The organism is Streptomyces sp. NPDC091289 (assembly GCF_044757365.1).
Lineage (GTDB): Bacteria > Actinomycetota > Actinomycetes > Streptomycetales > Streptomycetaceae > Streptomyces.
In genome coordinates this window covers 86,843-100,751 of the sequence record NZ_JBIVUT010000015.1, presented here as the reverse complement: position 1 = coordinate 100,751, position 13,909 = coordinate 86,843, and the positions used below count along the sequence as shown (strand labels likewise).

Annotated in this window: 16 protein-coding genes; 9 read left to right on the top strand and 7 right to left on the bottom strand. The window is 70.5% G+C overall.

Annotated features, from left to right (window positions below; all coding sequences use genetic code 11):
• Window positions 1–4 precede the first annotated feature (4 nt).
• The 3 genes from serC (at window position 5) to ACIQPT_RS21230 (ending at window position 2,402) form a co-directional block, all read left to right on the top strand.
• Entirely contained in the window at window positions 5–1,123 is a 1,119-nt protein-coding gene (serC, locus tag ACIQPT_RS21240) for a phosphoserine transaminase (RefSeq protein ID WP_401157445.1), read from the top strand.
• Between the two features lie 101 nt (window positions 1,124–1,224).
• On the top strand, window positions 1,225–1,842 hold the full coding sequence (locus ACIQPT_RS21235) for a Uma2 family endonuclease (RefSeq protein WP_401157444.1): 618 nt from the start codon (window positions 1,225–1,227) through the stop codon (window positions 1,840–1,842).
• 35 nt (window positions 1,843–1,877) lie between these two features.
• Window positions 1,878–2,402, top strand: a complete 525-nt coding sequence (locus ACIQPT_RS21230) for a DinB family protein (RefSeq protein ID WP_401157443.1) — start codon at window positions 1,878–1,880, stop codon at window positions 2,400–2,402.
• Window positions 2,403–2,430: 28 nt separating this feature from the next.
• Here ACIQPT_RS21230 and ACIQPT_RS21225 read toward each other — a convergent pair whose 3' ends face one another.
• The 3 genes from ACIQPT_RS21225 to ACIQPT_RS21215 form a co-directional block, all read right to left on the bottom strand.
• Window positions 2,431–2,844: a DUF4259 domain-containing protein gene (locus tag ACIQPT_RS21225; protein ID WP_401157442.1), complete on the bottom strand. Its 414-nt coding sequence runs from the start codon at window positions 2,842–2,844 to the stop codon at window positions 2,431–2,433.
• Window positions 2,845–2,870: 26 nt separating this feature from the next.
• Window positions 2,871–3,542 carry a class I SAM-dependent methyltransferase gene (locus tag ACIQPT_RS21220; RefSeq protein WP_401157441.1) on the bottom strand — a complete coding sequence of 224 codons (672 nt, stop codon included), beginning with the start codon at window positions 3,540–3,542 and terminating at the stop codon, window positions 2,871–2,873.
• 78 nt (window positions 3,543–3,620) lie between these two features.
• Window positions 3,621–4,277: a hydrolase gene (locus ACIQPT_RS21215; protein WP_401157440.1), complete on the bottom strand. Its 657-nt coding sequence runs from the start codon at window positions 4,275–4,277 to the stop codon at window positions 3,621–3,623.
• A 146-nt stretch (window positions 4,278–4,423) separates the two neighbouring features.
• Here ACIQPT_RS21215 and ACIQPT_RS21210 point away from each other — a divergent pair, with 146 nt between their 5' ends.
• On the top strand, window positions 4,424–4,888 hold the full coding sequence (locus ACIQPT_RS21210) for a MarR family winged helix-turn-helix transcriptional regulator (protein ID WP_401157439.1): 465 nt from the start codon (window positions 4,424–4,426) through the stop codon (window positions 4,886–4,888).
• A 48-nt stretch (window positions 4,889–4,936) separates the two neighbouring features.
• On the opposite strand, the gene ACIQPT_RS21205 is transcribed toward ACIQPT_RS21210, so the two are convergent.
• On the bottom strand, window positions 4,937–6,082 hold the full coding sequence (locus ACIQPT_RS21205; protein ID WP_401157438.1) for a MarR family transcriptional regulator: 1,146 nt from the start codon (window positions 6,080–6,082) through the stop codon (window positions 4,937–4,939).
• Window positions 6,083–6,687: 605 nt separating this feature from the next.
• Here ACIQPT_RS21205 and ACIQPT_RS21200 point away from each other — a divergent pair.
• From ACIQPT_RS21200 to ACIQPT_RS21190, 3 genes are all read left to right on the top strand, one after another.
• Window positions 6,688–7,431 (top strand): DUF6879 family protein, encoded by a 744-nt coding sequence (locus tag ACIQPT_RS21200; protein ID WP_401157437.1) that lies wholly within the window; start codon window positions 6,688–6,690, stop codon window positions 7,429–7,431.
• A complete protein-coding gene (locus tag ACIQPT_RS21195; protein WP_401157436.1) occupies window positions 7,428–8,270 on the top strand; it encodes a helix-turn-helix domain-containing protein in 843 nt (280 codons plus the stop codon). Before ACIQPT_RS21200 ends, ACIQPT_RS21195 begins: the two co-directional genes overlap by 4 nt.
• Before the next feature lie 559 nt (window positions 8,271–8,829).
• On the top strand, window positions 8,830–9,933 hold the full coding sequence (locus tag ACIQPT_RS21190; RefSeq protein ID WP_401157435.1) for a methyltransferase domain-containing protein: 1,104 nt from the start codon (window positions 8,830–8,832) through the stop codon (window positions 9,931–9,933).
• On the opposite strand, the gene ACIQPT_RS21185 is transcribed toward ACIQPT_RS21190, so the two are convergent.
• The 3 genes from ACIQPT_RS21185 to ACIQPT_RS21175 form a co-directional block, all read right to left on the bottom strand.
• Entirely contained in the window at window positions 9,930–10,451 is a 522-nt protein-coding gene (locus ACIQPT_RS21185; protein WP_401157434.1) for a GNAT family N-acetyltransferase, read from the bottom strand. The genes ACIQPT_RS21190 and ACIQPT_RS21185 overlap by 4 nt on opposite strands.
• An 86-nt stretch (window positions 10,452–10,537) precedes the next feature.
• Complete coding sequence (locus tag ACIQPT_RS21180; protein WP_401157433.1) at window positions 10,538–11,389, bottom strand: ABC transporter permease; 852 nt, start codon at window positions 11,387–11,389, stop codon at window positions 10,538–10,540.
• Window positions 11,386–12,417: an ATP-binding cassette domain-containing protein gene (locus tag ACIQPT_RS21175; protein ID WP_401157432.1), complete on the bottom strand. Its 1,032-nt coding sequence runs from the start codon at window positions 12,415–12,417 to the stop codon at window positions 11,386–11,388. The genes ACIQPT_RS21180 and ACIQPT_RS21175 overlap by 4 nt, the downstream gene beginning before the upstream one ends.
• Before the next feature lie 158 nt (window positions 12,418–12,575).
• Between ACIQPT_RS21175 and ACIQPT_RS21170 the strand changes: the two genes are divergently transcribed.
• On the top strand, window positions 12,576–13,412 hold the full coding sequence (locus ACIQPT_RS21170) for a TetR/AcrR family transcriptional regulator (RefSeq protein ID WP_401157431.1): 837 nt from the start codon (window positions 12,576–12,578) through the stop codon (window positions 13,410–13,412).
• 31 nt (window positions 13,413–13,443) lie between these two features.
• The gene (locus tag ACIQPT_RS21165; RefSeq protein ID WP_401157430.1) at window positions 13,444–13,845 is read left to right on the top strand and encodes a PPOX class F420-dependent oxidoreductase; all 402 of its coding nucleotides are present in this window, start codon (window positions 13,444–13,446) and stop codon (window positions 13,843–13,845) included.
• The last annotated feature ends 64 nt before the right edge of the window (window positions 13,846–13,909 follow it).

Genomic DNA, 13,909 nt, shown 5'->3' with positions numbered 1-13,909 from the left:
TCCCGTGGCCGACATCCAGATTCCCGCTGACATCAAGCCCGCCGACGGACGCTTCGGCGCCGGTCCTTCCAAGGTGCGGACGGAGGCGGTCGACGCGCTGGCCGCCACCGGCACCTCTCTCCTCGGTACGTCCCACCGCCAGGCCCCGGTCAAGAACCTGGTCGGCGAGGTACGGGACGGCGTCCGCAGCCTCTTCTCCCTCCCCGAGGGTTACGAGGTCATCCTGGGCAACGGCGGCTCCACCGCCTTCTGGGACGTCGCGACGCACGGTCTGATCGACTCGAAGTCCCAGCACCTGAACTTCGGCGAGTTCTCGTCCAAGTTCGCCAAGGCCGCGAAGCTCGCGCCCTGGCTGTCCGACCCCACCGTCATCGCCTCCGACCCGGGCACCCACCCGGACCCGCGGGCCGAGGAGGGCGTCGACGTCTACGCCTTCACCCACAACGAGACCTCGACGGGTGTCGCGGCCCCGATCAAGCGCGTCGCGGGCGCCGACGAGGACGCGCTGGTCCTGGTGGACGCCACCTCGGGCGCGGGCGGCCTGCCGGTCGACATCACCGAGACCGACGTCTACTACTTCGCCCCGCAGAAGTCCTTCGCCTCCGACGGCGGCCTGTGGATCGGCGTGTTCTCCCCGGCGGCGCTGGAGCGCGCGGCCAGGATCCACGCCTCGGGCCGGCACATCCCGGAGTTCTTCTCGCTGCCCACGGCGATCGACAACTCGCTCAAGAACCAGACGTACAACACCCCGGCGCTGGCCACCCTCTTCCTGCTGAACGAGCAGCTGAAGTGGATGAACACCCAGGGCGGCCTGGACTTCACGACGGGCCGCACGGCCGCGTCCTCCGGCCACCTCTACACCTGGGCCGACGAGTCGAAGTACGCCACCCCGTTCGTCACGGACCCGGCGAAGCGCTCGCAGGTCATCGGCACGATCGACTTCGCGGACGAGATCGACGCGGCGGCCGTCGCCAAGGTGCTGCGCGCCAACGGCATCGTGGACACCGAGCCGTACCGCAAGCTGGGCCGCAACCAGCTGCGCGTGGCGATGTTCCCGGCGATCGACCCGGCGGACGTGCAGGCGCTGACGGCGTGCATCGACTACGTGATCGACAAGCTGTAGCCCTTACCCGCTCACGGCTCCACTGCTGTACGGAGACGGCCCGGCACCCACACGGTGTGCCGGGCCGTTTCTGCGCCACCCTCTCGCACAGGAGGCCCGCCATGCCCACGGCATCAGTCGACCACCCCTGCGCCGATGAGCCGAAACCGCTGATCGAAGCGGCGAACCGGCTCATGGACCGGCTTCCGGGGTACCGGGTCGAGATCATCGACGGCATGATCACCGTTGCGCCGCTCCGGGACGGTCCCCATGCGGACGCGCTGACCACGGTCATGCTCCCGCTCCTTTCCGCGGGCCTCAGCGACGGCGACACCGAAGTCGAAGTCCTCCAGGGCATCGGCCTCTGGCTCCCCAGCGGCGCCGAGGACTACGTGATCCCCGACCTGGCGATCGTGGACGCCGACTTCGACGAGCACCTGATCGAGAACAACTGCTACGCCCCCGCCTGCTTCCGGCTGGTCCTGGAGGTCACCTCCGAGAACTACCGGACCGACTTCCACCACAAGGTCACCGCCTACGCCCAGGCCAAGATCCCGGTGTACGTCATCGTCGACCGCAAGCACGGCCGGGTCCACGTCCTGACCGAGCCGCTCCCCGGCGGCTACGACCGCCACGAGGTCTACGCCCCCGGCCAGGAAGCCCCGCTGCCCGCCTCCATCGGCGCCGAAGTCGCCCTGGACGTCGACGAGATCGTGCGCGCGGGCAGCCCGAAACGCTGAGGACGCGCCCCGGCGTCCACCACTAGGGTGCGCCCATGAGTTCCCCCATGACCCACGTGTCCCAGGTCCCCCCTGTCCCGTACACCGGCGGCGAGAAGGAAAGCCTGCACATCAGCCTCGACCGCCACCGCGATGTCGTGTTGTGGAAGTTGCACGGGCTGGACGACGAACAACTGCGCCGCCCCATGACCCCGACCGGGACCCATCTGCTCGGCCTGGTGAAGCATCTGGCGACCGTCGAATACGGCTGGTTCTGCGCGGCGTTCGGCCGGGCGACCGAGAACTTCTGGTTCGACACGGCGACCGAGGACATGACCGTCGGCCCGGACGAGACGACCGCCGACATCCTGGCCTTCTACGCCCGCGCCCGGGCGGCCGCCGACGCCGCGATCCGGGAGACGGATCTGGAGACGACGGGCACCGCGTGGGACGGGCGGGTCGTGTCGATGCGGTGGGTGCTCATCCACATGCTGGAGGACCTGCTGCGGCACGCCGGACACATGGACATCGTGCGCGAGCTGATCGACGGCGCGACGGGCAGCTACCCGACCACCACCTGAGTCCTCCGGCCGCCACGTGAGGAGGGCCTCACTCCCCCGGCGCGCCCGCCAGCACCACCCGCAGCGCGGCTATCCCCGCCAGCCACTCCTGGTCCGCACCGGCATCCGCCCACAGGTCCAGCGGCTCGGCGTTCTTCGCGGTGAGGCGGTCCAGGGCGCGGACGGCCAGCGGGCGCAGGTCGGCCGGGAGCGGCGGGAGGGGCTCCTTCGGACCGTACGCGGTGGTGACGGGCTCACCGCCGGGGCACTGGGCGGCGATCAGCGCGGCGGCGGCCACCGCCTCCTCCCCGCCGTCCACATAGTCCGTCGGCCCGGTGTCCGCGACGGCGGTCAGAACGCCCCGGAGCACATCCGCCTTCTTCCCGGTCTCCGCGTCGTCGACCCGGCCGCCGAAGTCGGCCGCGGTGTCGTTGTCGAAGTGGCCGATGTCCCAGGCGCCCATGGGATCCCCCTCAATCCGTGTGCCGGTCAGTCCGTTGTGCTGATGTCCCCATCCTCACAGCCACCACTGACAATCGGCCTCCGCGCCAGGACGAACCCCTGCGGCGCCCGCTCCGGGAACGGCCCGTCCGTCTCCCGCTCCCGCCACACCCGGGACACCACTTCCAGGCCCGCCGCCCGCAGCAGCTCGGCGATCCGCTCCGGCTGCCGCCGGTGGAAGACGAGGGAAACCTCCAGCTGTACGTGGGCCCCCGGGGCGAGCACGCGGTGGAACTCCGCGAAGACGCGGGGCAGTTCCTCGTCCGGGACGTGGATCGTCGAGTACCAGGCGAGCAGCCCGCCCAGCGAGGCGTCCGGCAGGTCGAGGCCGAGCATGGAGCCCTCCTCGAAGCGCAGGCCCGGGTGCTCCTGCCGGGCCACGGCGACCATCTGCGGGGAGAGGTCGATCCCGAACACGTCGAGCCCCAGGCCCCGTTCATGCAGATGTGCGGTCACCCGGCCCGTACCGCAGCCGACGTCGGCCACCGGGAGACCGCCGCCACCCGCCGCCGCCAGTTCCGCGAACGTACTCAACAGCGCGCGTTCCAAGGGCTTGGCAGCCAACTCGTCACGGGCGAAATCGACGTAGGCGGGGGCCATGGAGTCGTACGAGTTCCGGGTGGCGTTCAGGAAGTCGGGCGACAGATCGGGGGTGGTCATGACGCATCAACCTAGGGGGTGTCCGGCCCCGGTCCGCCGGACATCCCCCAAGGGCCCGTCAGGCCTTCCGCCCCGGCGTCAGGCGGCACTCCGGTCGCGGCCGGCCAGGAGCTGCGTCTCCCAGGCGAAGGCCACACCCGAGGCACCGCCGTGCTGGGCCTGCACCTCGATGGCCCCCGTGATCGTCTCCTCGCGGGCCCAGTCGCGCTGCCACTCGGCCATCACGGCCAGCCACGTGATCGGCACGACGCCCGCCTGGACCATGCGCCGCACCGCCATGTCGTGGGCCTCGGCCGACACGCCCCCGGACGCGTCGGTGACGGCGTAGACCTCGAACCCCTCACCCACCGCCTGGATGGCCGGCATCGCCAGGCATATCTCCGTCCAGAGCCCGGCGAGGATCAGCTTCCTGCGACCGGTCGCTCTGACGGCGTCGACGACGCGCTCGTCCTGCCAGGTGTTGATGAGCGTCCGGTCGATCGGCTTCTGCTCCGGGAACACGTCCTGGACACCCTGGATCAAGTGGCCGCCGCGCTCCGCCAGCACCGTCGTCAGGATGGTCGGGACGCTGTACGCCTTCGCCGCCTTGGCGAGGCCGACGACGTTGTTGACGATCATCGTCGGCTCGTGGCTGTTCAGGTTGGCGACCTGGAACGGCTGATGGTCGATCAGCACCAGGACGCTCTCCTCGGGCGTCAGCAGCGCGTCGAGCCCGGCCTTGTTCTGGGTGCTCATGGGGTTCCCCTCCACCAGATGGTTGACGTGTCATCCACATTAGGCATGAGTGGTTGATGCGTCAACCACTGCCTTGCGCGGGAGACTTGGTGCGAACCCCGAGGCTCCGGTGGAGACGCGCCGGACCGCCTCGCTACGCTCCTCGCATGAACGCGACGCCCAGCTGGCTCACCCCGGAACAGCAGGCCGCCTGGGACAGCTTCATCCGCATGCAGGAGAAGCTCATCGGACGGCTCTCCCGCCAGGTCCAGGCAGACTCCCGGATGTCCCCCGCCGACTACATCGTGCTGGCCAAACTCACCGAGGCCGGCGGACGCATGCGCTTCATGGACCTCACCAAACTGGTGGAGTGGGAGAAGAGCCGCATGTCCCACCAGGTGGCCCGGATGGCGAAGCGCGGACTGGTGGCCAAGGAGGACTGCCCCGACGACGGGCGAGGAGCGTTCATCGTCGCCACCCCGGCCGGCCGGGAGGCGATCGAGGAGGCCGCACCCCTGCACGTCGAACATGTCCGGCGGCTGTTCATCGACGCGCTCACGCAGGAAGAGCTGGACGCCCTCTCCCGTATCGCGAGCCGCGTCCTCGCACACATGGAGAAGCAGCCCGACTGACCGGCTCCGGACACCGGCGCGTCGTACAAACGGGCTTGCGAGGCAGGTTCAGACGGGTTTGAGCAGTTCGCGGAGGTTGCTCATGCGCAGCTTGACGTCGGCGATCTCGGCGGTGCGAATCGCGTTCTCCTCGCCCATGGAGTGGGCTTCGCGGCAGGGGCGGCAGAGTCCGTCGGGGAGGGCTTCCGGCCGGCCGGGGCGCCCGCAGTCAGTGCATTCCATGAGGATGCGGCGAGCTGGGGCAGGGCTGCCGGGTGAGGGACTCTCCGTGGTGGGCAGCCGGGGTGGGATCTTGTCGACGAGACGGCGGCGGACGAAGCCGAGGGGGCTGTCGACCTGGGCGGGAAGCCCTGCCGTGAGGGCGCCGGTCAGGTAGTCGACGCTCACACCCCGGGCGAGCCATTCCGTCGCCTGCGCTTCCAGGGCGGCGCAGTCGTCGGCGGAGAGGCCCAGGCGGTGGTCCTCGCGGCCGAGGCGGGCCAGGGCGAGGTAGGCGGGAGACCGGCCGTCCTCGGGGGCACGGAGCGTCGCGGGAACCGCGCCCGGGGCAGGCGGAGCGGGCGGCGCGGGCTCGGCGTCCGGGGCTGCTTCCGGGGCGGGCGGCACGGGCTCGGATTCCGGTGCCGGCGCCTGGTCCGGGGTGCGTTGCTGCGGTACGGCGGGGCGTTCGGGGGTCTGTTCCGTACCGGGGTCCGGGGCGGGCGGTGGCTCCTCGGCCGGGCCCCAGAGGGGCGGGAGCGCCGTGTCGGACGCCGGGGTGTCGGACGCCGGGGTGCCGGACGCCGGGGTGCCGGACGCCGGGGTGTCGGACGCCGGGGTGTCCGGTGCGGAGTCGACGGTCCGGGCGGCCTTCTCGGTGGCGAGGTAGGTGTTCCACCACTCGTTGTCGTGGGCGGTGCGGGACCAGAAGGTGCGGAAGACCCAGCGGGTCTCGTCGCCCGCGCCGACGGCGGGGCACCGTACGCGCCGCAGATGCCCGGCGACGGACAGGGCGGTGAGGGCGGTGGAGATGGCCTGCTGCCCGTAGAGCGGGAGTTGCTTGGCGAGTTGCTTGACGCTCATCGCGGCACCTTCGGGGAGGTGGTCGACGAACCCGGCGACGTACCGCTCACGCGTCGGCAGCAGGACGAAGTCATGGGGTGCGCGGGGGCGTTGGTCCGGGGCGGAGCGTTTGCCGTACCCGGGCTTGGCCATCGGGTACGAGGGGGAGCGTGCGGGGGCAGGCAGGGCAGAGCTAATGTGCTGGGTAGCCACGGGATCGACTTCTCTCGATCGTGCGGTGAGACCCCGGCCTGGTGCTCCTACACACCGTGTCGGGGTCGCTTGGTTCTCGCACCGTAAGCAGTCGTGACGCTCCGCCGCAAGCTGTCACGATTAGTCATACTTGCTCGCCGTGACGGGGTAGGGAGGTAGGGAGGTTTTCCCCAACCACCCTGTATCTACCCGCCGGTTAAAGAAGGCGCTCGAACCCCGAAGCTCGGATCCCGAAGCTCGGATCCCGACGCCCGTGTCCCGGGACCCGAGCTTCGGGCCGGGCCCCATTCACGTACCCCCGGAAGAGTGACCCGCCGGCCCCGAGGCCTGCAGCTTGGGACCCGAGCTTCGGGGTCGGTAAGGCACTTGGCCGGACCGACTCGGAGTGCCCCGCCAAACTCGGGACGCTCATCCAGTGCTCACCTACCGTCAATTGCAGGCAACTCCCCTCCCTGGATGACGATCTGCAATTCCGCGCAATCCAACGGCGGCCCGGGGGCACTTCGCCGCATCCTGGATGCCCGCACTCAGCGACGGAGGGCACTATGACGCTCCTCAGGTTCCTCGGTACCACCAGCGACGACGGAGACTGCCCCACTCTCTACGAGGTCGAGGGCACCACCGACATCCTTGTCCAGGGCAACCGCGTGACCGATCCCGATCAGCTTGCCCAGCTCCGCGATGTGAAGGACAGCGAGACATTTGTGCTGGTGCCACGCGACCTCCTGGTCCGCTTCGCCCCACGCACCACCGATCCCGAGATGGTGCCGTTCTCCGAGATCGCCCCGCTGTTCCACCAGTTCAAGCACACCGCGTTCCGGCTGGAAACGCGGCGCGGATACGCCTCTGACCGCAACGGTCCGAAGTGGGGACGATGGAAGAGCGGCGCGGACATCTCGGCTGAACCGGACAACGCATGGCGCGAGAACGTCCGGGCGCAGACAGCTGAGGGGAAGCGGTTCGAGCGGGTCCGGCTCGTTGACCAGCCTCTTACCGAGGGGCAGCGATTCCTTCTGGCAAGCGGCCACGGCAACGTGGCTGCTGGTGAGGACATCCGGAATCTGCCACGTCCTCAGGCGGCCCGACTTGGTCTGCCGGACCACGACTTCTGGGTGTTCGACTCCCGGCTGGTCGCCCGGTTCGTCTTCGACGAGGACGACACGACGCTCGGCGTCATCCTCAGCGAGGACCCGGCCGAGGTCGCTCTCGCATGCCAGGCGCGAGACGCGGCCTGGCACCACGCGACAAGCACCGTGGCCTTCGCGAAAGCGGTAGCTTCGACCGGGTGAGCACCGACTTCCAAACCGCGCGGGTCGCTCTCGGAGCTCGGCTCCGCGAGCTACGAAGCGAAGCCGGTCTCAACGGCAAGGGCGTGGCCGAGGCCCTTGGCTGGCAACGCTCGAAGGTCTCGCGCCTGGAGACCGGGAAACAGACCCCCACCGCGAGGGACCTCACGGAATGGTCCCAGGCGGTGGGGCGGCCTGACGTGGCAACCGAGTTACGGGGGCGGCTCGTCGGGCTGGAATCGCAGTACCGGTCGTGGCGACGGCAACTCGCCGGTGGTCATCGGGCGCGCCAAGAGCTGGCCGTCACCGAGACAGCGGCTACGCAGCTCATCCGGGGTGTGGAGGTGTCCCGCATTCCGGGCCTGTTCCAGACTGCGGACTACGCCCGGCACACGTTCGAGGCAAACGCCGAGTTCCGCAGGATCCCTCGGGACGTCGAGTCAGCAGTCCGGGCGCGTATGCGCCGTCAAGAGGCGTTGTACGAGGCCGGAAAGCTCTTCCGGTTCGTGGTGTGGGAAGCGGCACTGTACGTACTGACCTGCCCCCGCGAGGTCATGGCCGCACAGCTGGACCGCCTCGCCGGGCTGATCGGCCTCGACACCGTCGAGATCGGTGTGATTCCCCTCGGCGCACAGCTGCGGCGTGCGCCGGGCCACGGGTTCTGGATCTATGACCGGCGTCGCGTGATCGTCGAAACGATCAACACCGAGATGTGGCTCGACGACGAGGAGAACGTCGTTCTGTATGAGCGGGCATGGGACCTGATGGCCGAAGCCGCGGTCCAGGGGCCGCAGGCGCGGCGTCTGATCGGTCGTGCGCGGGCGTCGCTGGAACTCGATTGATCAACTGCGCTCAACGTGTCGAGCGAGATTCGCAACCCGGCGCAATCGCCCACCGCATCCGCTCCTCGGCTCTCTAATGTGCTGGTCATGGCTACGCGGACGCCTGCCGCTCCTGCCCACACCTGCCGGAAGGAAGAGCCATGAGCGCGCTGACCACGCCGTCACCCTGGCCGGAAGCTACCTACCGCAGACTTCTTGGCCACACCACGACCTGCGCCACCTGTCGCTAACGGATGTCCTTACGTATGGGGCGTGTTGGCGCGCGCCGGTCACCGCCGTGCGGCGGACCGAGGCTGGCCGGGAATCTGTTGTGCCGGGCGTGTGCCGAGGGCGGCTGTCCGCGTCGGGGCGACCTCTTTCCGCCGTACGGCATCTACCGGCTTCACCGCCTCGCGAGCCAGTCAGTTTGCATCGATCAGAGGAGATGGACGATGACCACCAATCCCGTACCTGTCGAGGCCGGTAAGCATGGTGGACCGCCGTCGGACAAACCGTGGACGCCGCCCCAGGAGCCGAAGCCGTCTCCCGACGGCAGTCGCCCTCAGCTCTTCCCGCAGTGGTGAGCACCGCACAGGAGGTGCCTACCTACCCGGGCCTGGTACAGGAGTTGGCCGATCGTGGGCTGCTTACTGCCCGGTGGCGGCGGGTGTTCGACGCTGTGCCGCGCAGTGGGTTCGTTCCGGCGGATGTGTGGCGGCAACTCCCCGATCGGTGTGAGCCGGTCGTGGGGACGGATGCGTGGCTGGCGTTGGTGAACAGTGACGAGCCGGTCGTCACGCAGCTCGACGACGGGGTCGAGGGCGGGCCCGGTGTGGCGACGTCGTCGAACTCGATGCCCTCGATGGTGGCCCGGATGCTCGGACTGCTCGATGTCGGGGACGGTCAGCGGGTGTTGGAGATCGGGACCGGGACGGGATACGTGGCCGCGTTGCTCTGCGAGCGGCTCGGTGACGGTCTGGTCCACAGCATCGAGCTGGACCCGGTCGTGGCCCGGCAGGCGGAGGAAGCTCTCGCGCAGGCCGGATACCGGCCGCACCTGCGCGTCGGCGACGGGGAACAGCCCTGGCCCGGTCTGGGGCCCGTGGATCGGCTGATCGCGACGTGCGCATTGCGGTACGTCCCGTACACGCTGCTCCGGCAGATGCGTCCCGGCGGGGTCGTCGTGGCTCCGCTCGCCCGGGAGTTCTGGTCGGGTGCTCTGGTCCAGCTCCGCGTCCGGGACGACGGCACCGCGACCGGCCCGTTCTGCGGCGGGGCCACATACATGCCGATGCGAGCCCACCGCGTGCCCGATCTCCACAAGGCTCGGGGGAAGGGGCGGGCGCGAGCCGCAGGGCTGGATCCCGCCCGGCTCCTCGATCTCGGGTTCGCGTTGTATGCGGGGGCTCGACTGCCCGGCGTGCGGCTCATCCACCAGGCCACCGCTGAAGGTGTCCAGGTCTGGGCGACCCGCGAGAACGGAGCCGCCGCGACAGCCGCCACGGGGGAGGAGGTGTGGCAGTACGGGCCCGGGTTCCTGTGGGAGGAGATCGAGCAGGCCTGGTGGGAGTACGAGGCGGTCGGGCGACCCGAGGCCGAGCAGTTCGGGCTGACCGTGACCGGCCGGGGCCAGCAGGTCTGGCTGCGGGACCCGAGCGAGATCATTCGCCCCAGCAGGCCCTAACAGGCCCCCGAAACGGGCGGGTTGCCCGCCCATCGCCGCTCGCCGTCCTCCCACTCCCCCGTCGGCGCGAGCCCCGCCGCCGATGCCACCGACTCCGACGCCGCGTGGTCGGGGTGGATATGGGCGACGAGCGTCCGGACGCCCCCGGCCGAGGCCAGGTGCGCCGCGAGGCCCTTGGCCGCCTCGCTCGCGTAGCCCCGGCCCTGCCACGGATGCCCGACGACCCAGGCGATCTCCGCCCGGGGTCCCCGTACGGTCGCCTGGACGTATCCGGCGAGGCGGCCGTCGGCGCGGATCCGGAGCACCCAGTTCCACCACAGCTCGCCGGGGTCCGGCGAACCGGCGGACTGGCGCTCGTACCGGGACCGCAGCGCGGCCGGGTCCGGCGGGCCGCCCCCGGTGAACACGTACAGCGCAGGGTCCGCGAGGACGGCCGCCATCTCCTCGGCGTACGCCGGATCGAGGGGGAGCGCGTCGAGGCGGGCGGTGGTGAAGGGCAGGGGCGCGACAGTGGACACGGCCCGACCCTACGTGCGCCTCCTCGATCCGGCGTACGCGTTTCTCAGGCCTTCACCGGCTCAGAGGACCCCACCGGCTCAGGCCTTCACCGGCTCAGGCGCTGGAAGCGGCGGACCGCCAGCGGCAGGAACACCAGCGTGATCACGATCGGCCACACCACGGCCATCAGCGGCGCGTGCTCCTCCACCCAGGTGCCGCCGCCCGCCACCGGGTTGCCGAACAGTTCGCGGGTGGCCGTCGCGGTCGAGGAGATCGGGTTCCAGGCCGCGACGGTGCCCAGCCAGCCGGGCATCAGGGATGGGGCCACGAAGGTGCTGGAGATCATCGTGACGGGGAACGCGACCGCGTACAGGCCGCCCGCCGCCTCCGGGGTGGGAACCAGCATGCCGAGCCAGACGCCCACCCAGATCAGGCTGAACCGCAGCAGCAGGAGCAGTCCGAACGCGCCGAGGGCCGCCACCACTCCGCCGCCCGCGCGCCAACCGATCACCAGCGCCGTGACGGCCAGGATGGTCAGTTCGGCGGCGGCCACCACCAGGTCGGCCGCCCCGCGTCCGGAGGCGAAGGCGGAGGGGGCCATCGGCATGGACCGGAAGCGGTCGACGACTCCCTTGTCTGCGTCGGTGACGACGGCCACGGCGGTGTTCATGAAGCCCATGGCCATGGTCATGGTCATGGCGAACATGCCGGGCATCAGGAACTCCCGGTAGTCCCCGCCCCCGGGCACCTTCATCGCGCTGCCGAAGACGTACCCGTACAGCAGGACGGAGAGGATCGGGAAGCCGAGCTGCCAGACGATGGCAATGGGGTAGCGCTGATAGCCGGTGAGGGTACGGCGGGTGATGTTCCAGCAGTCGGAGACCGCCCAGTAGGCGGGGTTCCGGTCGCGGGGTACGGGTACGTCGGTCCCCGCGGGGTGCTGTTCGAGCGTGGTCACGCTGCCGCCGCCTCTCGTGCGTCGTGGTGCTGCTCGGGTTGTTCGTCAGCGTCCGCGCCGTGTCCGGTCAGGCGCAGGAACACGTCGTCCAGGCTCGGCCGGCGCAGCCCGATGTCCTCCACCGCGATCCCGTCGTCCTGGAGGCTCCGGGCCACCTCGGTGAGTGCGGCCACCCGGTCGGCGACCTGGGCGTGCACCCGGCGGGCGGGGGCGTCCGTGACGACGAGCCCGCCGCCGGCCACCCGGTCGACGGCCTTCGCCACTGCCGCGAGGTGTCCCGCGTCGGCGGCCACCACCTCGATCCGGTCGCCGCCGATCCGGTTCTTCAGCGCGTCCGGGGTGTCGTCGGCGATGGCCCGCCCCCGGTCGATGACGGTGATGTGCGAGGCGAGCCGGTCCGCCTCGTCGAGGTACTGCGTGGTCAGCAGCACCGTCGTACCGCCCGCCACCAGGGCCCGGACCGCGTCCCAGACCTCGCCCCGGCCGCGCGGGTCGAGCCCGGTCGTCGGCTCGTCGAGGAAGAGCACGTCGGGGGAAAGGATCATCGAGGAGGCGAGGTCGAGCCGTCGCCGCATGCCGCCGCTGTATTCCTTGGCGCCCTTGTCGGCGGCCTCGGTCAGGTCGAACCGGTCCAGCAGTTCCCCGGCGCGCTGCCGGGCCCGGCGGTTCCCGAGGTGGAAGAGCCGCCCGAACATCTCCAGGTTCTGCCGCCCGGTGAGGCCTTCGTCGACGGCCGCGTACTGGCCGGTGAGCCCGATCCGGCTCCGTACGCGGCGGGGTTCGCGGGCCACGTCGAGCCCGGCGACCTCGGCGCGGCCCGCGTCGTACCGCAGGAGCGTGGTGAGGACCCGCACGGCGGTCGTCTTGCCGGCCCCGTTCGGGCCGAGCAGGCCGTGGACGGTGCCGGGGCGGACGGCGAGGTCGAATCCGTCGAGCGCCCGCTTCTCCGTGGCCCCCTTCCTCCGCCCCCGGTACCGCTTCACAACCCCTTCGGCGAGCACCGCGTACCCGGACGCGGTTTTAGACATGGCCATGGCATGACCCCCCTGTTTCTCCGGCCGTTTCTCCGGCCGTCCCTCCGACTGGCCGGAAGTTAATTGAGTACACCGTACCCTAGATTGGGTACGGCGTACTCTCATGCGGGTACGGTGTACCCAATCTTCTTCCGGAGCACTACGCTGACCCCATGGCGAAAGACGGATCGACAGCGGCGACGGACGGCACGGCCACCGGGAGCGGCGACATCGCGCGCAGCCTGGAGCTTCTGTGGGGCACCGGGGAGCGCCCCAGCCGAGGCCCCAAACCGGGCCTCACACTGGACCGGATCGTCACGGCCGCCATTGCCGTCGCGGACGCGGAGGGGCTGGCCGCCGTCTCCATGCGCCGGCTCTCCACCGAGCTCGGCACGGGCACGATGTCGCTCTACCGGTACGTCCCCGGCAAGGCCGAACTCCTGGACCTGATGCTCGACCGGGTGCTGGGCGAACCGCTGTCCGCCGAGCCGGACCGTCCCGGTCCCTCCGGCGCCCTCGACGCCCCCGAGGACTGGCGGGCGGCGGTCAACGCCATGGCCAGGACCTACCTGGACAACCTGCGCCGCCATCCCTGGCTGCTGAAGATCAACCAGGCCCGTACGGTGCTCGGCCCCAGCGCCCTGCGCGGCCTGGAACTCTCGCTCACCGGTCTGCGCGGCATGGGCCTGCGGGACCCCGAGCTGATCGGCGTGATCATCACGGTCAACAGCTTCGTGGAGGGCCTCGCCCGCACCCAGGGGGACGCGGCGGAGGCGGTGGCGCAGACCGGGCTGAGCGACGAGGAGTTCTGGGACAGCCAGCGCCCCTACCTGGAGCGGGCCATGCTCAGCGGCGCGTACCCGATGATGGCGGGGATGGCCGAGGACACCTTCAGCGCCGAGTTCGACCACTTCGAGTTCGGGCTGCAACGGCTGATCGCCGGTTTCGAGGCCCTGGTCGCGGAGCGGACGGCCGACCGGACGCCGGAAGGGACAGCGGCCAGGACATGACAGCGACCCCGGCGCGTGCCCCAATGGATATATGGACGCCAGCCCGGAGCTCGCTCCTTTCGTGAAGCAGTACGCCGTCCTGCTGAGCAGCCACCGGCAGGACGGGACCCCCGTCGGCACACCGGTCAACATCGTCGTCGAGGGCGATCACGCGTTCATCCGCACGTTCTCCTCCGCCTGGAAGGTCGAGCGGATGCGCAACCACCCGCAGGTGGAGATCGCCCCCTGCACGGTCCGGGGCAGACCCACCGGACCGCAGATCAGGGCGCACGCACGGCTGCTGCGGCCGGGCACGAAGGAGAACACACACGCGGCGCGGATGCTGTCGCGGAAGTACCCGGTCGTGCAGGGCGTGCTCGTCCCGCTGGCGCACCGGCTGAAGCGGGACAAGACGCTGCACTACGAGGTGTGGCCGGTGACGGAGGACAGCTGAGCCCGCCCACGGGTGCCCGGTGACGGACGGCACCTGAGCCCGCCCACGCACCGGCCCCCACCGG